We start from the raw sequence: 24930 nt of genomic DNA on the forward strand, positions 1-24930 counted from the left end.
TATAAAGCGCCAGCCGCGCTTGATCGATCCCTCTCATTGTCGGCTCCTGCAGAAACTGCGTTCACGGCTGTGTGTGCTGTGCCGGCTCGGCTGGCGATCAACTCGTGCCGGATCGTGCTGGCAGGAGAGGGAGAGGATTGGAGGGATTTCGTGACGGGTTCAAGGTCGAGAGAGAGGCTCTCGGCGCCCGTCGCGGAGAAAACCCCGATGGCCAACGCCGTTCAGAAGATAAGCCTGTCGCCTTCGCGCGACATTCCTTTCAACAAGCTGGTGCTTGCCCAGACCAATGTCAGACGTATCAAGGCCGGCGTCTCGATAGAGGAACTCGCGGCCTCGATCGCGCGCCGCGGTCTCATCCAAAGCATTCATGTTCGTCCCGTGCTCGATGCCGGGGGCAAGGAGACCGGAATGTTCGAAGTTCCCGCCGGAGGGCGCCGTTATCGCGCGCTTGAGATGCTTGTGAACCAGAAGCGCCTCGCGAAGACTGCGTCCATTCCCTGTGTCGTCGGCAATTCGTCCGGGCCGATCGCGGCCGAGGAGATCTCCCTTGCCGAGAACATTGAACACGCCCCGCTTCACCCTCTCGACCAATACCGCGCGTTCAAGAACATGCGCGACAAGGGCATGTCGGAGGAGGAGATCGCAGCCGCGTTCTTCATCTCGACAAGCGTGGTAAAACAGCGCCTCAAGCTCGCTGAATTGTCGCCGGCGCTTCTTGAGATATACGCCGACGATGGCATGACGATCGCCCAACTTGAAGCATTCGCCGTCAGCAACGACCACGCCAGACAGGAGCAGGTCTGGGAGGCGATCAAGAACAGCTGGTCGAAGGAGCCATACCAGATCCGTCGCATGCTGACCGAGAACACCGTGCGTGCCTCCGACAAGCGGGCCGTGTTCGTCGGTCTGGAGCGCTATGAGGCGGCGGGCGGCGAAGTGCTGCGCGATCTTTTCCAGTCGGACGATGGCGGGTGGCTGCAGGACGTCCCGCTGCTTGAACGGCTGGTCACCGAGAAGCTGCAGATGATGGCCGACGAAATCGCCAGCGAAGGCTGGAAGTGGATCGAAATCGCCGTGAGTTTTCCCTATGGCGCGACAAACGGTTTGCGCGAGCTCGAGAGTACGCCGATCGCCCTCGCCAGCGACGAGCAGGCCACGCTGGCTGCGCTGCGTGACGAGTTCGAGAAGCTTCAGGCGCAGTACGAGGAGGCCAACGAGTTGCCGGATGAGGTCGACCAGCGGTTTGGCGAGATCGAAACGGCGATCAAATCGATCGAGGCGCGCCCCGTTCGCTTCGATCCCGCGGAAATCGCACGTGCGGGTGTCCTCGTCAGCATCGATACGGACGGCGCGCCCCTCGTGGAGCGCGGCTATGTGAAGCCGCAGGATGAGGCGCCCGTGACACCGGAGGGCGACAACGATCCCGGCATCGACGGATCCGGCGTTTCGGCCACAGGCTCTAATCAGCGGGCCGTCATCACCATCGGTGGCCGGCCGGTCGACCCGGATGATGAGGAGGAGGATGGCATCAAGCCATTGCCGGATCGGCTCATCATGGAACTGACCGCAGATCGCACGCTGGCTCTGCGAGACAAGCTCGCGAACGACCCGGCAACCGCTTTTCTAGCCGTGCTTTACAAATTCGTCCGTGACACTTTCTCTCGCTACAGCGCGCAAGGCGCGGCGATGGAAGTCTTTGTCCGCGGCGCGGTCTTTCCGGTCCAGTCCGAAGGGCTTCGGGATACGATTTATGCGCGCTCGATCAAAGCCCGCCACGATGCCTGGGAAAAGCGTCTTCCAGGTGACGTCGCCGACCTTTGGAAGACCCTCTCTGCACTGACGGGCGCCGAGCAAAGTGAGCTGTTCGCGCATTGCGCATCCTTTGGCGTCAACGCGCTCTACGAAAGGGCTGATCGCTACGGAAATGGCGCCATCTCGACGCATGGCGTCCAGCAGCGCCTTGCGGATGCCGATCGCCTGGCGCGGGCAGTTCGGCTCGATATGATCGACGCCGGATGGCGCCCCACTGTCGGCAACTATCTCGGCCGCGTCACCAAGTCACGTATCCTCGAAGCCGTTCGCGAGGGAGCTGGCGAGGCCGCCTCCCAGCTCATCGATCACCTCAAGAAGGGCGACATGGCCAAGGAAGCCGAACGCCTGCTCGCCGATAGTGGCTGGCTGCCCGAGCCTCTGCGGTTTGCCGACGGCGATGTCGGAGCAGTCGACACCAACGCTGGCGACGAAGATGAAACTCTGCCTGAGTTCCTGGCAGGAGACAATAATGTCGCTTTGGTCGACCAGGAAGAAAAACAGCTAGACGCCACCGAATAGGCCTTTTTCTCCCACGGCTTTCGCCCGGCTCTCGCAAGGGTGCCGGGCGTTTTTTGCGTACTGTGGTGAGAGTGAGTGTCAGGCCGGGACGGTTGAGCCCGTTCGGTCAGAGAGAGCGCCGATGGGCTTTTCCCGGTCTCGCTCTCTGGAGGATCTCCGATGAACTTCTTGTCTCCGACAATAACCGGGAACCCGATCGCTTCCGCCGCTGCCCCTGTCGATCCAGCCGCACCAGTCTACGCGGCAGCCCTGCGTGTGCTTCCCAACCTGCTTGAGGATGCGCAGCGCGACTGGGCCGCACTCGGTATGGAGCGTCTGCTCGTCACGCCGCTCTCGCGCTTCGCGCAAGGGCGCACCATCACGCTTCCCGAAGGCATCCTGTTTACAACCTATGCCACGCTACGCTCCGACGACCGTGGCGAGAAGGTTTCGCGCGTCAGGCAGATCGTCCAATGGTTGGGCTCGGATTTCGACGGAGTGCTCATAGTCGACGAGGCGCACGCCATGCAGAATGCCGGCGGCGGCAAGGGAGAGGGTGGTGATGTCGCGCCCTCACAGCAAGGCCGCGCCGGCTTGGGCCTGCAGCATGCTTTGCCTGGCGCCCGTGTCGTCCATGTCTCCGCCACCGGCGCGACCACCGTCGCCAATCTAGCCTACGCCCAAAGGCTTGGCCTCTGGGGTGGCGATGACTTTCCGTTCTCGACCCGAGCGGAGTTCGTCGAGGCGATCGAGGCGGGTGGCGTGGCGGCAATGGAGGTGCTCGCCCGGGACCTTCGTGCGCTTGGCCCTTATACGGCACGCTCGCTCTCCTTCGACGGGGTCGAGTACGAACTGGTCGAGCATGAACTGACGCCTGAACAGCGGCGCATCTACGGCGCCTTTGCTGTCATTCACAACCATCTCGACGCGGCCATGCAGGCCGCCAACATCACCGGCGACAGCGGCACGTTGAACCGCCAGGCCAAGTCCGCCGCGCGCTCGGCCTTCCAAAGCGCCAAGCAGCGCTTCTTCGGTCACCTGCTGACATCGATGAAGACGCCGACGCTGACCCGCTCGATCGAGCAGGATCTCCAGTCGGGGCATTCGACCGTCATTCAGATCGTCTCCACCGGCGAGGCGCTGATGGAACGCAGGCCGACGCAGGAATGGAACGATGTCCGCGTCGACATCACGCCGCGCGAATATGTGCTCGATTACCTGGAGCATTCCTTCCCGGTTCAACTCTACGAACCCTTCACGGATTCGGAAGGGAACCTGTCGTCGAGGCCGGTGTTTCGCGACGGCCAGCCCGTTGAAAGCCGCGAGGCGGTAGCGCGCCGCACGGCCCTGATCGAGAAGCTGGCGAGCTTGCCACCGGTCCCTGGCGCACTCGACCAGATCGTCCAGCGCTTCGGCACGGACATGGTCGCGGAGGTGACGGGCCGGTCCCGACGCATCGTCAGGAAGGGCGAACGCCTGATGGTCGAGGGCCGCGCCACCTCGGCCAATCTCGCTGAGACGCAGGCCTTCATGGATGACGTCAAGCGCATCCTGGTGTTCAGCGATGCCGGCGGGACGGGCCGCAGCTACCATGCGGAACTTTCGGCGCCGAACACGCACCTGCGCGTCGCGGGGCTGCTGCTGCCGATCTGGAAGCGACTTCCAAACGAGTCGAGCCGGGTCTACCGACTCCAGACCGACGATGGGGAGCGCATCATCGGACGCAGGGTTTCGGCCGCACGGGCCGCCGGCGCGCTCGCAACCGGCGTCAGCACGCTGACGGCACAAGATGCCTTCAACGGCCTTGCGGGCGGACGAACGATGCTCGACCTCCCCGAAGGGCTTCATCTGCGCCGCGTCCGCGTCATGGGCGCCAATCGCATCGAGCTGTCGGGCTTCACCGACACCATGCGCGTGCGGCTGACGGCCTACGGGCTTTTCCACGAGATCATATCCTGGAAGCTGCGCATGTTCGTCCCCACGGACGCAAGCGGGCCTGCGGTGCTCGCCAAGATCATCGAGCGTCATCCGATACAGCGCATCAGCGAGAGGGAGGCTAGCTGATGCCACCTCGCGATGCATCCGAACTGGCAAGCCGTCTCGCCCAGCGGGCGGAGGCGGTTTGCCGCCGCTACCTTTCCAATGGTCGCCGCCAGGGCCGCTACTGGCTGGTTGGCGACGCCCGCAATGCACCGGGGCGCTCGATGTTTGTCCGGCTCAAGGGATCGGATTCCGGCAAGGGCGCCGCCGGGAAATGGACCGACGCCGCCACCGGCGAGCATGGCGACCTTCTGGACGTCATTGGGGAATCGCTTGGCCTTGTCGATTTCAAGGACGTCTGCGACGAGGCGCGCACCTTTCTGTCGATGCCCCTGACGACGAACGAACCAAAGGATCGGCGGGAGCAAGCCGTTCCCGCTGCGGTCGGCTCTACCGATGCGGCGCGGCGGCTCGTCTCCTTGTCGCAGCCGATACCAGGTACGCTTGTGGAGACGTATCTGCGTGGACGCGCGATTACAGCTTTGCATGAAACCGGGAGCCTTCGGTTCCATCCGCGCTGCTATTACCGTCCGGAGAGCGGCCCGACCGATACATGGCCGGCAATGATCGCGACGGTCACCGACCTCGAAGGCAAGCTCACTGGCGCCCACCGCACCTGGCTCGATCCGGGCGGGTTCAGCGAGGCTCATCTCGGCCGCGCTCCGATCGACACGCCAAGACGAGCCATGGGCGGACTGCTCGGTCACGCTGTCCGCTTCGGCTGCTGCCGTGATGTCATGGCCGCCGGAGAAGGCATCGAAACCATGCTGTCGCTGCGGACCGTCCTGCCCGCCATGCCGGCACTCGCCGCGCTATCGGCGGCGCATCTGTCCGCAATCCTGTTCCCAGACACATTGCGGCGGCTCTACATCGCCCGCGACAATGATCCGGCAGGCGACGCAGCAGTGGCAACCCTGATTGAACGCACCAGCGCGGCCGGTATCGACGCGATGGTTCTGACGCCGAAACTTGGCGACTTCAACGAGGATCTGCGTCTGCTCGGCGCCGATGCGCTGAGGGGGATCCTGCGCGTTCAGATCGCGCCACAGGATGTCGAACGCTTCATGACGCTGGCGGCCTGACCGGAAAGGGGAGAAGGGGCCGTGCCAGCGATGCGTGGCTCGCGTGCGCGGGTGGATCTTCGCTCGGCGAGGGCCGGCCCACGGCCTTCAAGAGGGCGATCGGGCGCCGGCCGGTCCGGACAGGCAATGGCTGCGCCCGGCTATTTTCCGGCGGCCCTTGCCCCCCACGCGGCGGGGCGCGCGGGGCCCCGTCTTCGGGCCTTTCCATCGCGAGGCAAAATAGCCGGGCTTCGCCATCCTCCACTTCCGTTCCGGCCCTGCGCTGACGCTGCGGGTGCAAGTCCAGATCGTCCATCGCCTTCGTCGCCATGAAGGCCGCGATGGGCGCGGCCGATCCACGAAGGCAAGCCGCCATGAGCACCGAGCACGATACCGACTTCGAGCCACAGCACGCATCATCACCCATCGACCACGTCCTTCAGGAGCTTCAGCTCTACGGCTACCGTCCCTTCGACGACGAACCCGACCCTCGCCCACTTCCCGAAGGTCGGGTCGTGGCAGCCAGCATCGCCGACATGTTCGACGCTCTCGTGATGGCGATGGCCGACACACGCCTTGAGCCCGACCTCGACGAGCTGCTTTGGGGTACAGTCAATCTGTTCCATCGCGCGACCAAGCGGATCGAACGCGAGCTCGATGAGAACGAGCTTGGCCAGCAACGGCTGCAGCGCGAACAGGATGGGTCCGAGGTCAAGTCCGTCGAACTCGAACAACTGATCGCCCAAGGTCAGACGCTGCTTGAACGCCGAAACGCTTTCGAATTGATGCGCGATCAGGCCGCCGAGCATTACGATCGTCAGACCCACTCGATCTGGCGCCCGCGTTCGGGCTCTGTCGTCAACCATCGCAATCTGACCGCGGCAATGATCGACAGCCGGGACTTCGTTGCCGCGAGGAAGCATGCAGACGCTCAGGTGCTCTTGCCTCCCGGACCGAAAGTCGCCTTCACGGGCGGGCTCGATTTCAACGATCATCGGCTGATCTGGGCCAAGCTCGACCAGGTCCATGGCAAGCATCCGGAAATGGTCCTGCTGCACGGCGGATCGCCAAAAGGTGCCGAGCTGATCGCGGCCAAATGGGCTCACAGTCGCAAGGTGCCACAGATTGCCTTCAAGCCAGACTGGACCAGGCATGCCAAGGCCGCGCCCTTCAAGCGCAACGACGCCATGCTGGACACCTTGCCGATTGGCGTCATTCATTTTCCCGGCTCCGGCATTCAGGACAACCTCGCCGACAAGGCCCGCAGGCTCGGCATCCCGGTGATGAAGTTCGGCGCCGCGTGACGGCGGCACAATCCCAATCGTCTCAAGTCATTCGCTCTGCTTTCAGTCGCTCTCGGCGCGTTGATCGGACGGCTGCTCCTGACGATCTGGCGTCGACGAACGCGGGGCGGCGGATCACAAGGTTCACATCTCATCTCGTCCTGGAATGGAGGACAGGGAACCGATCGCCGCGTTTGTCGGCGCAATTCCTTGGTCCGGTCCGAGGGCCTGACGTCATCAACCCGTAAAGGGTCGGACTACGCGAAGCGTGCCGCCGTTTCGGCGTTGCCTTCACGGTGATTGCGGCCCTCGGCCGGACACATCGGGCGCCTGTCACGCGGGGATCGCTCCCCGCTTCCAGAACAGGAGCCGGAAAAATGTCCCTCGTAGAAGCCAACGCCTTCGCCTTCAGCCTCGCCACCAGCCTGATGGTCAGCATCGTCATCTTCCGCGCCGGCGACGGAACACTCACGGTCGTGCGGGCCGACGAATATGAAGGAGAGGTCTCCCAGATCGTCCGCGAGATCGATCCGCACGAGCGATGATCCGGACAAGTTGCGGCCGGTGATTCTCTGCGTCCGGCCTGAGAGGCAGCGCTACACCTCGAACCGAAGTTGTCGTTGATCCGACGGCGACACATCGCCTAGCGACGACAGGGTTATGCCCAACAGGCGGATGCCTTTCCGCACGGGGAATACCGACCTCAGGAGATCGGCCGCGAGCTCCTCGAAATCACGAAGCTCGATCGGCATCGCCACCGTGCGGCTGCGCGTGATCTGCTGGAAGTCGGCGAATTTGACCTTCAGCGTGACGGTTCGGCCGCGGATGCCTTTGCCTTCGCAGTATCCCCAGACTTTGGCGATCAACGGCTTAAGTTCGGCGAGCGATGCATCGAGCTCGACGATATCGGCTGCGAAAGTGTCCTCCGCGCCGATTGATTTGCGCGGCCGATCCGGTTCGACGGCGCGCTCGTCGATGGCGCGCGCGATCTGATAGTACCAGAGCCCGGACTTTCCGAAATGTTGTTGCAGGAAGACAAGCGACCTTTCCCTGAGATCGGCGCCGGTCTCGATACCGAGCGCTTCCATCTTCGCGGCTGTCGCGGGGCCGACACCGTGAAATTTCTTGACTGGCAGAGCCTCCACGAAGGCTGGCCCATGGCGTGGCGTGATGACGAACTGGCCATTAGGCTTGTTCTGGTCGGAGGCCATCTTGGCGAGGAATTTATTGTAGGAGATGCCGGCGGAAGCAGTCAGCCCGGTTACCTCCAGGATCTTTGCCCGGATCAGCTCTGCGATCGTTGAGGCCGCAGGAATATTGAACCGGTTCTCCGTGACGTCGAGGTAGGCTTCGTCGAGCGAAAGCGGCTCGATGAGATCGGTGTGCTCGGCGAACACGTCGCGGATCTGGGCCGAAACCGCCCGGTATACCTCGAAGCGGGGCGGTACAAAGATCAGTTCGGGGCATTTGCGCTTTGCCGTGACCGAAGGCATGGCGGAGCGAACGCCGAACGCGCGGGCCTCATAGCTTGCGGCCGCGACCACGCCGCGGGCCGCGGCCCCACCGACGGCAAGCGGCTTGCCGCGCAGTTCCGGATTGTCGCGCTGTTCGACCGAAGCGTAAAACGCATCCATGTCGACATGGATGATCTTGCGCGGGCCAGCGCCGCGTTCAGGGGCCATTTGCCTGCAATGTCATTTCGCCAGGGTGTAAGGTTCGTGCTTCCGGATCCTACAATCTTCAGATCGCAAATTCAGCCTGTCTGCGACCCTGGCGCAGACGCGAAATCGCAAAGCTTGCACCTGGAAGGGGACGAAGGACCTCGTGTTCGGGCTGCGTCATGTCGAGCCAAGCCGCGCGTTCGTCCCGGCGCAGCACTACCATCTGGCGCTCATGGTAGGGCGCAATATCGTCGTTGGCCTGGATCGTCAGGATTGCGTAGGCTTCCGGCCAATCGCGGGTCGCTGGCCGCCAGATGCCGGCGAAATAGAACCAATCACCGTTTGCGAGGCGAAAGCTGTAGTTCTTTCCCTGGCTGCGATGCCGGAATTCGGACGCCGGCACCAGGCAGCGATGGCTCGGGAACGATCGGTCCTCTGCGCGTACGACCGTGAAAGGTCGCCCGCCGGGTTCCCTGGGTTGGAGACCCCATGGCAATTCAAGCATCTCAACATCGCCGCCATAGCGTCTTATGATGATGCGGCGTTCGTAGAGCGGTGCGTCGGAATCGAAAACTCTTGCACTCATAGCCAAAAGAACATAACAGGAACCCTATTGCCGCGCAACGCCGAGAAACGGGTGAAACATGTGCAATGACTATCGGCTGATGGTGGACGTCGCCTCGATCGTCGGGGACTTCGCCGATCTCAAGATCAAGATATGCTTCAGCGAAGGCGCGCCGAACATTGAGGCGCGCGAGGATATCAAGATAACGGATCCGGGGCCGATCATCCGCGGGGTCAATGGTGCGAACAGCGAGGCCGACCTGGTTCAGCGCCGGTGGAGTTGGCCCGGACAAAACAAGCGGCCGGTCTACAACTTCCGCTCGGACGGCCGCGAGTTCGCCTCGAACCGTTGCCTGATCCCTGCCGATGGCTTTTACGAGTTCACCGACCCGGCGCAGAAAGGCAAAAGCGCAAGGACAAATGGCTCTTCACCAAGCGCGACGAGCCGATCTTCTGCATCGCCGGGATCTGGCGCGAGACCAGTGATGTCGGAGAGGCGTTCACCATGCTCACGATGGAACCCGGTCCCGACATTGCCCCGTATCACGACCGGCAGATCGTCATCCTCGAGAGGAAAGACTGGGCTGCCTGGCTCGATCCATCGGTCTCCGCCAAATCTCTGATCAAGCCTTTACCGGCAGGGACGCTTTCGGTCGAGCAGGTCGGCTAATTTGCCTTTAGGGCGTGCCCCTTTGCTCGGTGATAGTGGCGATGCGCCTTCGCTCGATTTCCACAATCTCCCATCGAGCACCATCGGCGGTTCTGGGCTCTGCTCTCGTCGACAAAAAGCCAGCCGCACCCTCTATCATCCTGACACTGCCTGACTTTGCCTGAGCGGGTCCCGGTCAGCAGCTCAACAGCCGACAGGGTGATCGGAGTTAGAACGCTCGCCAGGCCCTTTGTCGCGCGCCAACCGTAGTCGCCTGCGCGCCAAACGAGGCTTGCTCCCGCTCCACCAGCAGCCAGGAAATCATTGAAGGCCTCAAGGTCTTTGGTGCGCGGCGTCTGGCCACCGATCCGCGCAATCAACAGATTGTAGATCAGTTCGCGCAAAGCGACAGCGCTCTCATAGAAGGAGTGTGCAGCCTCGACGTCGGATTTCCAGGCCCGCTGCAGCGCCGTTCTTTCGCCGCGGGAAATCAGGTCGTTGGCATGAAACCAGTCCAGCAGAGCTTCCGGGTTGGGTAGCCGCTCTTCAACGTCCGAACGCAATCTCCAGGCCGCCGTGTTCACGAAACGTATCGCCAGATCCTCGTTCGCCAGGTGGTGCTCCGCGGCGCGCGCGCCATTTGATTTTGGAGAGGTGGTGGAACCAATCGGGCTCATGACGCTTAACCTTGTCTAACCTGCTAGATGGTTATAAAATCCGATGACCGGTTCTTCAAGAGACAAGCTTGCGATCGTGTGCGGATTTGGCGCCATATATGTCATATGGGGCTCGACATATCTGGCACTCGCGGTCGCCGTCCAAACCATCCCGCCATTTGCGCTGATGGGCACGCGCTCGATTGTCGGCGGAGCAATCCTGCTGGCGTATTCGAAGGCCAAGGCCGACGACGGCGGTTCCATCCGGTGCTGGATCCGCGCAAGCCTTTGTGGCGTGTTGTTTTTCGTCGGCTGTCACGGTGTTTTGGCCTATGCCGAGCAACGCATGCCGTCCGGCCTTGCGGCACTTCTCCTGGCGACGATCCCATTCTGGATCATCGTCGGCAGAAGCATCCTCGGCAGATCGGACCAGTCTCTTGTCAGGACCATTTTGCTGCTGCTCCCCGGCTTGCTCGGAGTCGCCCTTGTCGCATGGCGCAGCGTTGCCGGTCCCGCCGCGCTCCAGCTGTCCGACATCCTGCTCCTGCTGATGGCGTCCGCCTCTTGGGCGCTTGGTACACTCATCGCTGAAGGCCACAACAACAAGGGTTCGTCGATAGCACTAGCCGGCCGGGAATTGATCGCCGGCGGCGTGGCACTGATGCTGTTGAGCGCGTTGCGCGGCGAACAGATTGGCGCGCTGATGGGGATTTCCCTGTCATCCTTCCTTGGCTGGAGCTACCTCACGCTCGCCGGCACGGTGGTGGCGTTCGGTTCGTACTCCTGGCTGCTCAAGAAAATCTCGCCCGCTCTTGTCGCGACCTACACATTCGTCAATCCCGTGATTGCGATGTTCCTCGGCTGGGCATTTCTTGGCGAAGAGGTCACCGCAACCACGGTGATCGGAGCCTTTCTAGTTATCGCTTCCGTGGCTTGCCTGCTCGTTGCCAACCGAAATCCCACTCACAAGGAGGCCGGCTCATGGTCGACGCCACGAAAAACGGCAACGGCGATCGCAAAAGGTTAAGGATCGGGGTCGTCGCCCCGCTCACGGGACGGCCTGCCGATCTCGGGATCGAGATGGCACAGGCAGTTCAACTGGCGGTCGAGGATACCAACGGTGTAGCCGACGATATCTTGTTTGAGGCGATCCGGCGCGACGACAAAGGCGACGAGGCCGAGGGCGCCAAGGTCGCGTCAAGCTTGATCGCCGATGAGAGGGTGCTGGGCATAGTCGGACACTACAACAGCAACGTCACGCTCGCCGTGGCGCAGCGCTATTGCGATGCGTCATTGGCGCTGATTTCACCCATCGTTTCCAATCCGACGTTGACGGATTCGGTTTGGGACAACGTGTTCCGCTTTACAAACCGAGACGACGTCACCGCGTCCGCCATATCAGACCATCTGGCCGCCGAGATGAGGAAACGGCGCGCTGTCGTGGTCAGAACCAACACCGTTTACGGACACAGCATGACCGACGAATTTGTCCATGCCTATCGGCGCCGCGGAGGGACTGTCGTGCAGGACATCGCTGTTGAGGAAGGAACCACCGAGTTTGGCGGCTTGGTCGGAAGCTTTCCCAAGAACATCGATCTGGTGTTCTACGGCGGCACATTCGAGGGCGCGGCGTTGCTGAAGGCAATGCGGGCGGCGAAGCTACGGCATTTGCTCGCGACCGGGGACGGTTGCTGGGATGGCTGGAATTTCCTCGAACCCGCCGGGGACGCGGCCGAGCAGGATGAGGGCGTCCTCGTCCTTTCAGCCTGTCCGGAAATCGGTGTCGTTCAAGGGTCGCGGGATTTCGCTCAACGCTACGCGGATCGCTTCGGTCCGCTGAGGAACTATGCCGTCAACTGCTACGATGCTACGGCACAGTTGATCGAAGCCATAAGGCTGGCCCAGCGCGGAAACCGGCTTAGCCGAGAGGGCGTGATATCGGCGCTCCGGCAAAGCCAATATCGCGGTATTGCATACCCAGACGTCGTCAAATGGGATGCCAGGCAGGACAATGGCGCCGCGATGACGGCCTTGCACGTGGTCGAGAAAGGCCGGTTCAAGCAGATCAGAATGATTGCTCGAGCGTCAGAGACGTCGGCCCTTTGATTGATCAACGCGGACGCGACGCCTCTGGTTTGAGGATTTCACGAGATGCCCAAGGCATTCTCCAGTTGCTGCTTCGTCATCTTTGACCGGCCAGCGATCTTTCGACGTTGCGCCTGTGCGTAGAGCTCGTCACGCAACTGGCGTTTCTCGGCGACGCGCAGCCAGGCGAACCGATGGCTGCTGCGATCCCACGCGACGAAATGGCGCTTGACCGGCTCCAGGCAATCGAACGGTTCATCCGCTCGATCCACACGCCCAACCTTCCCGATGCCAGGTTGACCGCTGTCCAGCGTCGGCGCCTTGGTCACATGCTGCGATGCTTGGACGGTCGCGAGGAACAGGCATCCCATTTAGAAGTCGCAACCGCCTTGTTCGGCCGTCGGCTGGTCAACGCCGCCGACTGGCACGACCCGGCGTTTTACCAGACGCAGCCTCGTGCGCGACGGGCTGAAGATGGTCGAGCGCGGCTCTCGCCAATTGCTGCACGCGCGAAGGCGCCATCACTGACAAGTCCCGCCGGCCGCGCTGCCCAATTTCTTACGCTGTTTTCAAGCCGACGGTTACGGTCAATCATGAAGCGAATGGCTGTTTGCGCCTCATGTCCGCCGTTTAACAGCCGCGCCAATCGCGAACTTGACATCATCAACGACCGAGCAGGAATGCCGCGCAACCATCACATCGCTGCTTCCTGCTCCATCTCCTTCATGTCCTGAAAACGATCCGCGATCCGCGGATGGAGGCGGCCGCCATCCGCCGCGCCTATGGCTACGACGATTTCGTCGGCGGCCGGTCCATCGGCGATCTGGAAGTTGGCTGTGATGAAATGCGAGCGGCGGCCGTTCTCGCTCTTGTGCATCATCGGCAATGACAGAAGCGCGCCCGGCGCGTTGCGCGTGTTGCAGAATTCGAGATAGGTCGTGCCGCCGACGGCATCGCGAAACACATTGCCGAAGCGCAGCGTGTGGATCATGGCGGAAGCGTGTTCGATCTCGCCAGCGACCCCAACGGCGGCGGCCTTGCCGTAGCTCTCGATGCGCTCGGCAGGCATGAGTTCGAGCACGCGTTGCGTGAGCTCATGTCCCAAACGGGGTGCGATAGCGACAATCTCCGGCCGCAGGTTCTCGACGAAACCGCGCCCCGCCCATGGATTGCGCAGGACAGCGGCGACGACGATCGATCTTACCGGCCTGGCGCCGGCCTTGCCGCCTTCGATGTGCACTTCTTCGATGAAGGTGCAGACTTTTCGCAATTCCATGATTTTGGGCCCTGTTGATGGAAGCCAAGCCTAATCGGATCTAGCGGACGGGTATTCCTCCGGTTCGTAGGAAAAATCGACGTGCACCCCGCTTGGAAGCGGTGTAGCGTTCATATATCCGCGACGGCTTAAATTGGCCCTTCGCGAGGCGGAAGACCGGGCGTGGACCACGAGTCTCAAATTCTCTCTTTGCGGGACGCCGCCAGCCTCATCAACTCGGGTGGCGATCTCCAGTCCGTGTTGCGAGACCTCGTGCTGGCAGCCTGCCGCCATGCCAAATGGACGCTGGGCTCGATCATGAGCATCGATGCGCCGCATGGCCACGCCTATGTCATCGTGCGCCATGACCCCACGCTCATTCAACGCAGTTTGCCTGACCGCTGGGAATTGGCGACCAGTCCGTCGATTGTCGCGCTCAACCGGAACGAGCCGGTCTATATCAGGGATGCGCGTGTGTCCGAGGAGTTTCCTGGCTATCGCCGGGAGGCGTTCGAGCGCGACTATCGCAGCGTGCTCGTCATGCCGATGAACTGCGTCGACGACGACGGCCGGCCAATGGTGCTGACCGTGGTCTCGCGCGAAATCACCGAAGTGAGTGCCGAGGATATCGCGTTCATTGGCATGATCGTGCATTTGGGCGAGATAGCGGTGGAGAAGCAGCATCGCCTGCGCCAGGAAAAGCAAGCAGGCGAGCGTCTGCAGCGCGCCTTGTTGGCGCACACCTCGCTTCTGCAGCAGGCTCTGTCGGAAGGATCGGTGGTCTCACTCGCCGACAAGGTCGGCGAGCTGTTACCCAATGCGGTCGTGGTCATTGATTTCCACGCCAACCTGGTCGTGGCTGGCCGCTCGCCGAGCGAAGCGCATTTTGATGCCGCGGCCTGGCGCCAGGCCGTTGGCGGCGCGCTCAACCGGCAGATCGTCAAGGTCGCGCGCGGCGCGTCGGAAGCGCGCCAGGAGGAGACTTTGTTCGTTGATGACGGCAAGCATCGGCTCAAGCTTTCGGTGCGCGTAGAGCCGCTCACAATCGATGACGAAGTGGTTGGCGCGCTCATGATTTTTCCGACGCCGCAGCAATCGGGCCAACTCGACCAGATGCTGCTCGACAGCGCCAAATTCGCGCTCAGCGTGCAGATGATGCGCAGCTTCGTCCGCTTCCGCTTCGAGACCAGATCGCTGACCGAGCTTTTCCTGGAAGTCGTAGAACGACGCTGGCGTGACGAGGCGGATATCGTCAACCGGGCACGGCGGCTGGGGCTTGACCTGACCGTACCGCAAAGGCTGATTGTCGTCGACTACGCCGACGCGGCCAAGCACGGCGGCGGTGGTCTGGCCGACCCCCATCATACCCTTGTCCGGCTGTTGGACCAGGCGGGCGTGGCGGGCACCCTCATCGCCCTAGAAGGCGGTCTTGTCTGTCTCGTGGTGGGCGATAACCGGGAGAGCATTCGCCTGACGAAATTGCCCAACACAATCGCTGCGGAGTTTGGCCGCCATTTCGGACGTGAGCCGGCGGTGCTGGTTTCCGAAATCTGCGCCTTGCTGGCCGATTATTCCACCGCCTGGGAGCGTTGCCGCCGCGTGATCCGCATCGGCCGATCTTTCGGACGCACCGGCGTTTTCGCCGGCCAGGATTTTGGCCCGCTGCCGATGCTGGTCGCTGCCGCCGATGTGCCTGATGTGCGCAACTTCGTTGACAAGAGCGTCGGCGCCTTGATTGCGCATGATCGCGAGCACCACACCCCCTATCTGGACACGTTGTTTGCCTATCTGCGCGAAGGTTGCCGCAGCCAGGCTTGCGCCGATGCGATGGGGCTGCATGTCACCACCTTGCGCTATCGCCTGTCGCGCATGGAAGAGCTGTTCGGGATCAAGCTCGACACGCCCGAACAACGCTTCGCGGCCGAACTGGCGATCCGCCTCAGCGGCATCATCGACAGCCGGTTGCCTGAAACCCGCTAGAGCCATTTCATCGCGTCATTGCCGTCGCTGGGGCGGTCCCGCCAGGCGCGGACCTGCCGTGCATCTGCTTACTCGGGATGGCAGCAGCCGGTTGCCAACTCCTTCCTATAGATCTGAGGAAGAACCGCTGCCGGCCCCTGCCTAGCCTCCGTCCCAGAAATGTGGAGGAAGGCAATGGCGGACGCTGTAGCACAAAGGACGATCGACCCGATCGCCTTGCGTCGTGCCTTCGGAACTTTCGTCACGGGGGTCACAGTCATCACGACGCGCGACAGCGACGGCAAGCCGCGCGGCATGACCGCCAACTCCTTCACCTCCGTCTCGCTCGACCCGCCGTTGCTTCTGGTCTGTGTCGGCAAGTCGGCGGCAAGCTTTCCGGCATTCAATGAAACGAGCGCTTTCGCGGTTAATTTCCTGCATGAGGGGCAGGTCGATGTTTCATCGGTCTTCGCCTCCAAGGCGGCGAACAAATTCCAGTCGGTCAATCATGACAGCGCCCACACCGGCGCGCCGGTCCTCACCGACAGCCTGACATGGTTCGACTGCACCGTTCACAACCGCATCGAGGCCGGCGACCACATCATCCTGATCGGTCAGGTCCAGGCCTTTGGGACGAGCCCGTCGGCGCCGCTCGGATTTTGCCGCGGCCGCTACGCCAGCGTGAAGGATCCGCTGCCGGCCGGCTGGCTCGCCTCGCAGGATATGATCATCGGCTATCTCGTCGAAGCGGGGGACCGCATCCTCCTGTGCGCCGACGGCAAGGGCAGCTGGGTGCTGCCGACGGCGCGGCGCCGCAAGGCCGACAGCCAGCTTGTGCTGGACGGCGGCGAGGCGCTGAGCCTCGTTCCTGAAAATACCTTCCTCTATTCGGTGTTCGACGTCGCCGACAGCGACCCCGGCTATCTGATCTACCGCGCCGAACTGAGCCGCGAGAGTGCCGAAGCCGCGCTTGCCGACGGCCATGCCTTCTTTTCCGTCGACGCGCTGCCCTATGAGCGGATCGCCACGCATGAATTACGCGCCATGCTGCGCCGCTATGCGCGCGAGCGGCAGGACAAGCGCTTCGGCATCTACATCGACACCGGTGACGGCGGTCGCGTCGCCATGATCGACGGCCAGTCGCAATCGTGGACGCAGGCCGCGTCCGAATAATGAATCTCCCAGGACAGACAGCATGAAAACGACGATTGCATCGCTCGAAGGCTCGCGCCAGAACCTGTTCATCAACGGCGCGTTCGTGGCGCCGAACGGCGGGCAGTATATCGACAGCTTCGACCCGACCACCGGCAAGCCCTGGTACCAGTTTGCCGAGGCCGGCGCCGAGGATGTCGGCGCGGCTGTCGAGGCCGCGCGCGCCGCTTTCGCCGCTCCAGCCTGGCGGCGCATGACCCAGACCGATCGCGGCAAGCTCGTGCGTCGGCTGGCGGAAATGGTGATGGAGCACGCCGATGAGCTGGCGCTGATCGAGACACGCGACAATGGCAAGCTGCTCAAGGAAATGCGGGCGCAGATGCGCGCCATGCCCGACAGCTACACCTATTTCGCCGGCATGGCCGACAAGCTGCTTGGCGACACCATTCCAGTCAACAAGCTCGACATGCTGAACTTCAACCTGCGCGAGCCGATCGGCGTCGTCGGCATGATCACGCCGTGGAACTCGCCGCTGATGCTGCTCGCCGGCACGCTGGCGCCATGCCTGGCGCTCGGCAACACGGTGGTCGTCAAGCCGTCCGAGCATGCCAGTGCTTCCACACTCGCTCTGGCCGAGCTGATCATGGAAGCCGGCTTCCCGGCCGGCGTCGTCAATGTCGTCACCGGCACGGGTGCTGTGGCCGGCGACCCGCTGACCCGGCATCCGGGCATCGCCAAATTGGTCTTCACCGGGTCGACCGTGACCGGCCGGCGGATTGCCACCAACGCGGCGCAGAATCTCGTTCCCTGCTCGATGGAACTCGGCGGCAAGTCGCCGCATGTCGTCTTCGGTGATGTCGACATCGACCATGCCGTCAACGGCGTCGTATCCGGTGTCTTTGCGGCGGCGGGACAGACCTGCGTCGCCGGTTCGCGCTGTTTCGTCGAGGCCAGCGTCTACGATCGCTTCGTCGAGGCGCTGGTCGAGCGCACGAGGCGCGTGCGGGTCGGGCTGCCGACGCTGGAAGAAACCGACATCGGTCCGCTGGCGCTGTCGGCGCAGCTTGCCAAGGTGGAAGGATATGTCGCCTCGGGTGTGCGCCAGGGCGCCAGCATCGCGGCCGGCGGCAGGCGGCCGCAAGCGGCCGAGCTTGCCGGCGGCTGGTATTTCGAGCCGACCGTGATGGCCGATACCGACAACAGCATGGACTTCATGCAGGAAGAGCTGTTCGGTCCGGTCGTCGGCGTCATGCCGTTCTCGTCGGAAGACGAGATGATCCGGCTCGCCAACGACACGCGCTATGGGCTCGCCTCCGGCATCTGGACGCGCGACATCAACCGCGCGCTGCGCTTTGCCAGGAATGTCGAGGCAGGCACGGTCTGGATCAACACCTATCGCGCTTCCTCCTTCATGTCCGCCAATGGCGGTTTCAAGGAGAGCGGCTACGGCCGGCGCGGCGGCTTCGACGCCATGGAGGAGTTCTCGCGCCTGAAGAACGTCGTCATCGACTACTCCGGCGCCATGCAGGACCCCTTCATTATCCGCCTTCGCTGACCAACCCGACACACTGGGGAGACCGACATGAAATTCGCCGTTTCGCTGACCATGGAGCGCTTCTCGCCCGACATCCCGATGTCGAAGGTCAAGAGCAATCTGCTCGAACTGGCACGCATGGCCGACGAGGGCGGCTTCGAGACGCTGTGGACGGCCGAACACCACACGATCGAATGCACGATCTCGCCAAATCCGCTGATGACGCTGACTTGGCTTGCCCAGCATACCGAGGAAATAAGGCTCGGCACCTCGACACTGGTCGCGCCCTATTGGAGCCCGATCCGGTTGGCCGGCGAGGCAGCGCTTTGCGATCACTTGACCGGCGGACGTCTGGAGTTCGGCATCGCGCGGGGCTCGTACCAATACGAGTTCGACCGCATGGCCGGCGGCATGCCCCAGCAGGAGGGCGTCACCTATCTGAAGGAGCTGGTTCCGGCGGTTAAGAAGCTCTGGGCGGAAGACTATGCCCATGACGGCCATTACTGGAAGTTCCCTGTGGCAGCCGGCGTGCCGAAGCCGCTGCAGAGGCCGCATCCGCCGATCTGGGTGGCCGCGCGAGACCCGGGCACTTTCGACTGGGCAGTGAGCATCGGCGCGTCGATCCTGTCGACGCCCTTGTCGGCGCCGGCGGCCGAGATCGCTGTGCTTGGCGAGAAGTTCCGCAAGGCCGTCGCCGATCATCCCGAGGTCCCGCGCCCGCGCCTGATGATGCAGCGGCGCACCTGCGTCTACGAACGGGCGCAGGACTGGGAGATCGCCGTCGGTCATGCCATCGACTATGGCCGCGCCTTCGAGAACTTGTTCCAGAACATCGGCACCGTGCAGAACGGCTTTCCCGAAGCCGTCCCCTACGAGAGCGTCAAGGGCAAGGACAACTACGATCCGGAAAACATCCGCCGCAACCTGATGTTCGGCACGCCGGACGAAGTGATCGAGAAGCTGCTCGACTATGAAGCGGCGGGCGTCGACCAGTACTGCCTCGGCCTTACCTTCAACCTGCCGTTCGAGCTGCAGAAGAAGACGATCAAGCTGTGGGTCGACGAGGTGATGCCGGTCTTCGCCGCGCGCGAGCGTGACAGGGCGCGCCAGGCGGCGAGGGCGTGACCATGGCGTGCTCCGGCCATCTCGATGTCGAAGGCGTGCTGATCAACTGGCGCCTCGAGGGCAAGGGCGACGTGCCGCTCGTCTGCATTCATGGCGTCGGCTCCTATCTCGAAGCCTGGAGTGGCGTGGCCGGGCGGCTGAAGGATCGTTTCGCGGTCCTCACCTTCGACCTGCGTGGCCATGGCCGCTCCAGCCGGGTCAAAGGCCGCTACGAGATCGACGATTTCGTCAAGGAGACGCTGGCGCTGGCCGATCATATCGGGCTTGCCACCTTCCATCTGGCAGGGTTTTCGCTGGGCGGTTTGATCGCACAGCGTCTTGCGCTGACGCATGCCGAGCGCCTGCAAAAACTGGTGCTGCTGTCGACGGTTGCCGGCCGCACGCCCGAGGAACGCAACGCGGTGCGCGGTCGGCTGGCGGCGCTGATGGCCAGCGATGCCCCGGCGCATCACGCCGCGTCGCTGTCGCGTTGGCTGACCGAGGAGTTTCAGGACAACAACCCGGAGATTGTCGCGGAGCTGCGCCGGCGTGACGCCGAGAATGACCGCGATTGCTACGCCGCCGCCTACAGAGTTCTCGCCGAAACCGATTTCGGCGGCATCCTCGACCGCATCACTTGCCCGACACTGATCGTGACCGGCGAGGACGACCAGGGTTCCAGCCCGCGCATGGCACGTCTGATGCACGAACAGGTGCAGGGCTCCGAGCTCGCCATCCTGCCTGGGCTCCGCCATTCCATCCTGATCGAGGCGCCGGCTCTCGTCGCGGACACGATGGCCGACTTCCTGCTGGGCGCTGGTCACGCGAGAGGGGAGGTCGCGCATGGATAGCGGTCTTCGCGGAGCAGGTGAGGGCATCTCGCCGGCAACAGGCCAAAGCTTTCCCCGTGAGCGAGGGAATGACGGCTGCAAACATCCTCCACGGCAGCGGAAGACCGGACCGGCTCGGGCATCGCTAAATCCGCGAGCCGTCCGGAGGATGCCGACCTCGTCGGCAAGGGATTGCGAGATCATGACCGGCTGAACGGCCATGAGGGCAAGTGAATGAACAACAACAAGGGGAATACGCATATGACAATCTGGACCAGACGACAGCTGACGATAGCCGCGGTGGCGCTTGCGCTTGGCGCATATCCTGCCCATGCAGGCGCGGTGCTAGACCGTGTGGTGGCAGCCGGCACGCTCAAGGTGGCAACCGACGCCAACTGGGCGCCGCAGTCCTTCGTGAATGCCAGCAACGAGCTGGACGGTTTCGACGTCGACGTCGCCAAGGCAATCGGCAAGCACCTCGGCGTCAAGGTCGAGTTCGTCACGCCCGGCTGGGACATCATCACCGCCGGCAATTGGGCGGGGCGCTGGGACATGCATGCCGGCTCGATGACGCCGACCAAGAAGCGCGCCGAGATCTTCGATTTTCCGGCGGTCTACTACTACACACCGGCGGCCGTTGCCGTGCACAAGGACAGCAAGGCGAAGACTTTGGCCGACCTCGACGGCAAGGTGGTCGGCGCCACCAGCACCTCCACCTTCGAGGCCTATGCCAAGAAGGATCTGACGCTCGACGCCGCCGGCGCGCCGCCCTTCGAGTACAAGCTCAATCCGAAGGAGGTCCACTCCTACGAGAATTCGACGACCGCCTTCGACGACCTTCGCCTCGGCGACGGCGTGCGCCTGGACGCGGTGGTCTCTTCGTTGCCGTCGATCCTCGACGCCGAGAAGGCCGGCTACCCGATCAAGCAGGTCGGCGATCCGGTGTTCTACGAGCCGCTGGCAATCGCCATCGAGCGCGGCGACCCGGAACTGTCGGCCAAGATCGCCGACGCCGTGAAGGCGATGAAAGCTGACGGCACGCTGAGCAAGCTTTCCGAAAAATGGTACGGCCAGGATTATTCCAAGACCAACTAGCTCCCTTCAAAGGCGGCCTGCCCCGGGGCAGGCCGCCGAACAGCCGGTGCTCAAATATGCTCTATCCCGATACCGTCGAAGCCGAAATCCTCGTCCATAAACCCTGGTTCGTGGCGACGATGTTCGGCGCCGTCCTGCTTCTCTTCATGGCTTTCAACATGTCGAGCACCAGCTTCGCCGAACTCATGCGTCCGGTGATCGGAGAGCCGTCGACGAGCGGCCTCTACGGGCGCTTTGCTATCGGCTTCGCCATAGCGGTGATCTTCACGCTCAACGTCGTGCTGATTGGTTTCGCGCCGCTCAAGGTCCAGATCGGCATCGTCTGGCTCGAACTGCTGCTGCTGTTCATTGCCTTCTTCGAAACGTTCCACCTCAGCCTGCCCTTCATCAGGGAGAAGCTGCCGTTTCTGATCAGTCAGGGCGTTGTCACCACGCTCTATGTGTCGGCGATTTCCATCGTCATCGCTTCAGTCATTGCGGTGGCCGGCGCGGTCGCCAAGCTTTCCAGCAATGGCTTCGCCTACGCCATCGCCAGTTTCTACACCTCCTTCTTCCGCGGCCTTCCGCTACTCATGCAGGTCTACCTGATCTATCTCGGCCTGCCGCAACTCGGCTTCGTCATCAATGCGGTGCCCGCCGGCATCCTTGCGCTTTCGCTCTGCTACGGCGCCTACATGACCGAGATCTTCCGCTCCGGCATCCAGAGCATCGATCGCGGCCAATGGGAGGCGTCGCGCTCCATGGGCTTCGGCTTCGCATTGACCATGCGCCGCATCATCCTGCCGCAGGCGCTGCCGGTCATCATTCCGCCGACGGGCAACCAATTCATCTCAATGCTGAAGGACTCCTCGCTGGTCTCTGTCATCGGCGTGTGGGAACTGATGTTCCTGGCGCGCACCCTCGGCCAGAAGACCTTCCAGCACATGGAGATGCTGATTTCCGCAGCCATGATCTACTGGATGCTGTCGATCTGCCTCGAACTGATCCAGGCGCGGATCGAGCGACATTACCACAGGAGCAAGGTCCGATGAGCGCTCCCGCCATCATCGAAGCGCGCAACGTGTCGAAGTGGTACGGCACCTTTCACGTCCTGAAGGAAATCAACCTGACGGTTCATAAGGGCGAGCGGATCGTTATCTGCGGCCCTTCGGGTTCCGGCAAATCGACGCTCATCCGCTGTTTCAATCGCCTGGAGGCGCATCAGGAGGGCGAGATCACCGTCAACGGCGTTGCTCTGCATGGGAAGATGGGCAATGTCGCCGACGTGCGCTCCAACGTCGGCATGGTGTTCCAGCACTTCAACCTGTTTCCGCACATGACGGTGCTGATGAACTGCATGGCCGGCCCGATGTGGGTGAAGGGCGTGCCGGAAAGGGAGGCGCGCAAGACCGCGCTTAAGTTCCTCGAGCGGGTCCGCATTCCTGAGCAGGCCAACAAGTTCCCCATCCAGTTGTCCGGAGGCCAGCAGCAGCGTGTGGCGATTGCCCGCAGCCTGTGCATGGAGCCGGCTGTCATGCTGTTCGACGAACCTACATCCGCGCTCGACCCGGAAATGGTTTCGGAGGTGCTGGAGACGATGACCGGGTTGGCCCGCGACGGCATGACCATGGTGTGCGTGACGCACGAAATGGGGTTCGCACGGGCGGTAGCCGACCGCGTTATCTTCATGGACGCCGGTCAGATCGTCGAGGAGGGCACGCCCGACGCGTTTTTCAGCCGCCCGCGTCACGACCGAACCAAGCTGTTCCTCAGCCAGATTTTGAAGCATTAGCCTCCAGCAAAGGCTGCTTTTCCGGTCGAGTTCCTGGAAACTTAGCGGTAGCCTAGGTGATCGGTTACGATGACCGAGACTGCTAGCGACGGGGACGGCATATGTCGGCGACTGCGTTTGCATTGACTGGATTCATCTCGTGGGCACTGGGACTGCTGATCATGATGGAAGTGATCCGTACATATCTGGTGATCTCTGGGAAGGTCGCAGCAAACGGCTTTACGCCAGATAACGCGGCTCTTTCTCCCTTTATGCAAAGGTTGGCCCGCGCCCACGCCAACTGCATAGAAGGGCTTCCAATCTTCGGAGGTCTGCTCGGAGTCGCGATCCTTATTTCAAAGACCGATGTGACGGATCCGCTGGCTTCTATACTATTAGCCGCGCGAATAGTTCAGTCGATAATTCACCTCGTCTCCACGAGCCAGGTCGCGGTCAGTCTCAGGTTCACTGCGTTCACAGTGCAAATGGTAATTGGTGCGTACTGGTCCTGGGCGATGTTGAGGTGAAAAGTGCCAGAAGCCCGGCGGCCCGTGGCGCATTGCGCGGGAGCCGAAAAGAGGGACGCCCGACGCAGGGGCGGATTGGCAAAATGCCGATAACCAGACGCTCTACCCATTCAACGCGGTACAAAACTATGCCGCGCGTTCTCAGCCTGGGTTTTTCCAACTGTTGCCCGACTATCCGCTGCGCTTTCGGACACCCGGTTGATCAGCAAATTCGGAACAAAGCAGCACAGGCTACGTTTTCAGAGACGAGGTCCATCCGTTCAACCGACCGCGTTTGAAGTGGGCAAGAGAGTGCTCTTTAGACGCCGAAATCCTGATGGTCTATTCGAGCGATTGCGCATTTATATGTGGCCGCGCCGCTCCTTCTCGCGATCGTTTCAGTATGTTTCAAAGCGTATCCTCCGTCTGAACGCCACTCCAACGGCCGTCGCGGCGGGGGTGGCGGCTGGGGTTTTCGCGTCTTTCTTTCCACTAGGGTCCCATTTCGCCATTGCCGCCATCGTGTGCTGGCTGATTTCAGGAAACATGGTGGCGGCAGGGCTAGGAACATTTGTCTTTGGCAATCCGCTGACCCTCCCGTTTGTTGTGGGAGCGACTTGGGAGACCGGCAAGATCATGTTGCACGGCCACATGCAAAGTCACGAACGGCCAGCCCATCTGAGTGAGATGTTGCAGACCCTTTCAATTTCGCAACTGTGGGCACCGGTCTTAAAGCCCATGCTGTGCGGTGCGGTGCCACTCGGGCTGATTTTTGGCCTGTTGTTCTATGGCATCACCCGCTATGGCATGACAGTTTTCCGCGAACAAAGGCGCAAGCGACTGGCCGAAAAGGGGAGCCTGCTCCAGTAGCAGGAAGACATCGTGTTATCGCCCCCTCTGTCAACTCGACATCGCCGTTCTGGAGGGTGAATTACGGAAGGGCAGCCGTAGAAATGCGTCCGCTCGTCGGCAATATCGCCGCTATAGGCGCGTCCCTACAACTGGCGGCCCGGATATCTGGAGCCTCCGTCATGGGTTCCTCGCCGCACTTTTATTGATGAACGCCCCGTCTGCCGAATGGCAGCTATCCGCCGTGCTCGCCCCGATAGCGGACTGGCCGTTTCCCTCCCATTCGGACAAAGCAGCAAAGAAAAACCCGCCGACCGAAGCCGACGGGCTTTTTTCCTCGTACTACGCGGCTTCCCGGGATGGCCCCCGCCAACAATCCAGAAAACTCAAGCGCTGCGGTCACTCGTATCTCAGACCCTCGATCGGCGCTGTAAACCGGTGGCAACAGGCGGCCTGATTTCGCAACGTGAGGCGTGTTGGCGCCTCCTTTGTGTCGCCTTGAGTGTGTTGGTTCTAAATTGGACGCCAGAATCTTTTGATCCCGGTCAAGGCGATGATTTCGCATACACTATTTCATCCCAAGCTCA

22 protein-coding genes and 2 pseudogenes are annotated in these 24930 nt (G+C 62.3%); 19 read left to right on the forward strand and 5 right to left on the reverse strand.

Annotated features, from left to right (window positions below; translation table 11 throughout):
* Positions 1–207: 207 nt before the first annotated feature.
* The 5 genes and pseudogenes from JG746_RS36795 (at position 208) to JG746_RS36815 (ending at position 7239) form a co-directional block, all read left to right on the forward strand.
* Complete coding sequence (locus tag JG746_RS36795; protein ID WP_199200694.1) at positions 208–2331, forward strand: ParB/RepB/Spo0J family partition protein; 2124 nt, start codon at positions 208–210, stop codon at positions 2329–2331.
* A gap of 267 nt (positions 2332–2598) precedes the next feature.
* A pseudogene (locus JG746_RS36800) lies at positions 2599–4374 on the forward strand (strawberry notch-like NTP hydrolase domain-containing protein); the annotation flags it as partial.
* Positions 4374–5432 (forward strand): DUF7146 domain-containing protein, encoded by a 1059-nt coding sequence (locus tag JG746_RS36805; RefSeq protein ID WP_199200695.1) that lies wholly within the window; start codon positions 4374–4376, stop codon positions 5430–5432. The pseudogene JG746_RS36800 and the gene JG746_RS36805, both read left to right, overlap by 1 nt.
* Before the next feature lie 353 nt (positions 5433–5785).
* Complete coding sequence (locus JG746_RS36810; protein ID WP_199200846.1) at positions 5786–6715, forward strand: DUF2493 domain-containing protein; 930 nt, start codon at positions 5786–5788, stop codon at positions 6713–6715.
* Between the two features lie 356 nt (positions 6716–7071).
* The gene (locus JG746_RS36815; protein WP_019863578.1) at positions 7072–7239 is read left to right on the forward strand and encodes a hypothetical protein; all 168 of its coding nucleotides are present in this window, start codon (positions 7072–7074) and stop codon (positions 7237–7239) included.
* Between the two features lie 51 nt (positions 7240–7290).
* Here the strand turns inward: JG746_RS36815 and dinB are convergent, their stop codons facing one another.
* Complete coding sequence (gene dinB / locus JG746_RS36820) at positions 7291–8376, reverse strand: DNA polymerase IV (RefSeq protein ID WP_199200696.1); 1086 nt, start codon at positions 8374–8376, stop codon at positions 7291–7293.
* Between the two features lie 58 nt (positions 8377–8434).
* On the reverse strand, positions 8435–8941 hold the full coding sequence (locus JG746_RS36825; protein ID WP_199200697.1) for an SOS response-associated peptidase family protein: 507 nt from the start codon (positions 8939–8941) through the stop codon (positions 8435–8437).
* 58 nt (positions 8942–8999) lie between these two features.
* On the opposite strand from JG746_RS36825, the pseudogene JG746_RS36830 reads away from it, so the two are divergent.
* A pseudogene (locus JG746_RS36830) lies at positions 9000–9589 on the forward strand (SOS response-associated peptidase).
* Here JG746_RS36830 and JG746_RS36835 read toward each other — a convergent pair.
* Complete coding sequence (locus JG746_RS36835; RefSeq protein ID WP_244731072.1) at positions 9586–10245, reverse strand: CGNR zinc finger domain-containing protein; 660 nt, start codon at positions 10243–10245, stop codon at positions 9586–9588. The pseudogene JG746_RS36830 and the gene JG746_RS36835 overlap by 4 nt on opposite strands.
* A 43-nt stretch (positions 10246–10288) precedes the next feature.
* On the opposite strand from JG746_RS36835, the gene JG746_RS36840 reads away from it, so the two are divergent.
* Together JG746_RS36840 and JG746_RS36845 are read left to right on the forward strand one after the other, a co-directional pair.
* Positions 10289–11251: an EamA family transporter gene (locus tag JG746_RS36840; RefSeq protein WP_199200698.1), complete on the forward strand. Its 963-nt coding sequence runs from the start codon at positions 10289–10291 to the stop codon at positions 11249–11251.
* A complete protein-coding gene (locus JG746_RS36845; protein WP_199200699.1) occupies positions 11206–12330 on the forward strand; it encodes a branched-chain amino acid ABC transporter substrate-binding protein in 1125 nt (374 codons plus the stop codon). The genes JG746_RS36840 and JG746_RS36845 overlap by 46 nt, the downstream gene beginning before the upstream one ends.
* A gap of 38 nt (positions 12331–12368) precedes the next feature.
* On the opposite strand, the gene JG746_RS37620 is transcribed toward JG746_RS36845, so the two are convergent.
* Positions 12369–12680 (reverse strand): hypothetical protein, encoded by a 312-nt coding sequence (locus JG746_RS37620; RefSeq protein WP_244731074.1) that lies wholly within the window; start codon positions 12678–12680, stop codon positions 12369–12371.
* Here JG746_RS37620 and JG746_RS37625 point away from each other — a divergent pair.
* Positions 12576–13043 carry a DNA -binding domain-containing protein gene (locus tag JG746_RS37625; protein WP_244731107.1) on the forward strand — a complete coding sequence of 156 codons (468 nt, stop codon included), beginning with the start codon at positions 12576–12578 and terminating at the stop codon, positions 13041–13043. The two genes, JG746_RS37620 and JG746_RS37625, sit on opposite strands and share 105 nt — an antisense overlap.
* On the opposite strand, the gene JG746_RS36855 is transcribed toward JG746_RS37625, so the two are convergent.
* Positions 13004–13585, reverse strand: coding sequence for an amino acid synthesis family protein (locus JG746_RS36855; protein WP_019863584.1), 582 nt, complete (start codon positions 13583–13585; stop codon positions 13004–13006). The genes JG746_RS37625 and JG746_RS36855 overlap by 40 nt on opposite strands.
* 162 nt (positions 13586–13747) lie before the next feature.
* Here JG746_RS36855 and JG746_RS36860 point away from each other — a divergent pair, with 162 nt between their 5' ends.
* The 10 genes from JG746_RS36860 (at position 13748) to JG746_RS36905 (ending at position 24364) form a co-directional block, all read left to right on the forward strand.
* Complete coding sequence (locus tag JG746_RS36860) at positions 13748–15544, forward strand: helix-turn-helix domain-containing protein (RefSeq protein WP_199200700.1); 1797 nt, start codon at positions 13748–13750, stop codon at positions 15542–15544.
* A gap of 174 nt (positions 15545–15718) precedes the next feature.
* The gene (locus JG746_RS36865) at positions 15719–16696 is read left to right on the forward strand and encodes a flavin reductase family protein (protein WP_019863586.1); all 978 of its coding nucleotides are present in this window, start codon (positions 15719–15721) and stop codon (positions 16694–16696) included.
* 22 nt (positions 16697–16718) lie between these two features.
* Positions 16719–18230, forward strand: a complete 1512-nt coding sequence (locus tag JG746_RS36870) for an aldehyde dehydrogenase (protein WP_199200701.1) — start codon at positions 16719–16721, stop codon at positions 18228–18230.
* Between the two features lie 27 nt (positions 18231–18257).
* Positions 18258–19334, forward strand: coding sequence for an LLM class flavin-dependent oxidoreductase (locus tag JG746_RS36875; RefSeq protein ID WP_199200702.1), 1077 nt, complete (start codon positions 18258–18260; stop codon positions 19332–19334).
* 2 nt (positions 19335–19336) lie between these two features.
* Positions 19337–20164, forward strand: a complete 828-nt coding sequence (locus JG746_RS36880; protein WP_199200703.1) for an alpha/beta fold hydrolase — start codon at positions 19337–19339, stop codon at positions 20162–20164.
* Positions 20165–20404: 240 nt separating this feature from the next.
* On the forward strand, positions 20405–21238 hold the full coding sequence (locus JG746_RS36885; protein WP_199200848.1) for a transporter substrate-binding domain-containing protein: 834 nt from the start codon (positions 20405–20407) through the stop codon (positions 21236–21238).
* A gap of 56 nt (positions 21239–21294) precedes the next feature.
* Positions 21295–22269 (forward strand): amino acid ABC transporter permease, encoded by a 975-nt coding sequence (locus tag JG746_RS36890; RefSeq protein WP_019863592.1) that lies wholly within the window; start codon positions 21295–21297, stop codon positions 22267–22269.
* Positions 22266–23009, forward strand: coding sequence for an amino acid ABC transporter ATP-binding protein (locus JG746_RS36895; protein WP_019863593.1), 744 nt, complete (start codon positions 22266–22268; stop codon positions 23007–23009). Before JG746_RS36890 ends, JG746_RS36895 begins: the two co-directional genes overlap by 4 nt.
* A 101-nt stretch (positions 23010–23110) precedes the next feature.
* Positions 23111–23515, forward strand: coding sequence for an MAPEG family protein (locus JG746_RS36900; protein WP_199200704.1), 405 nt, complete (start codon positions 23111–23113; stop codon positions 23513–23515).
* 291 nt (positions 23516–23806) lie between these two features.
* On the forward strand, positions 23807–24364 hold the full coding sequence (locus JG746_RS36905; RefSeq protein WP_032921571.1) for a DUF2062 domain-containing protein: 558 nt from the start codon (positions 23807–23809) through the stop codon (positions 24362–24364).
* Positions 24365–24930 lie beyond the last annotated feature (566 nt).

Origin of the sequence: Mesorhizobium sp. 113-3-3, assembly GCF_016756495.1 — a bacterium.
Lineage (GTDB): Bacteria > Pseudomonadota > Alphaproteobacteria > Rhizobiales > Rhizobiaceae > Mesorhizobium.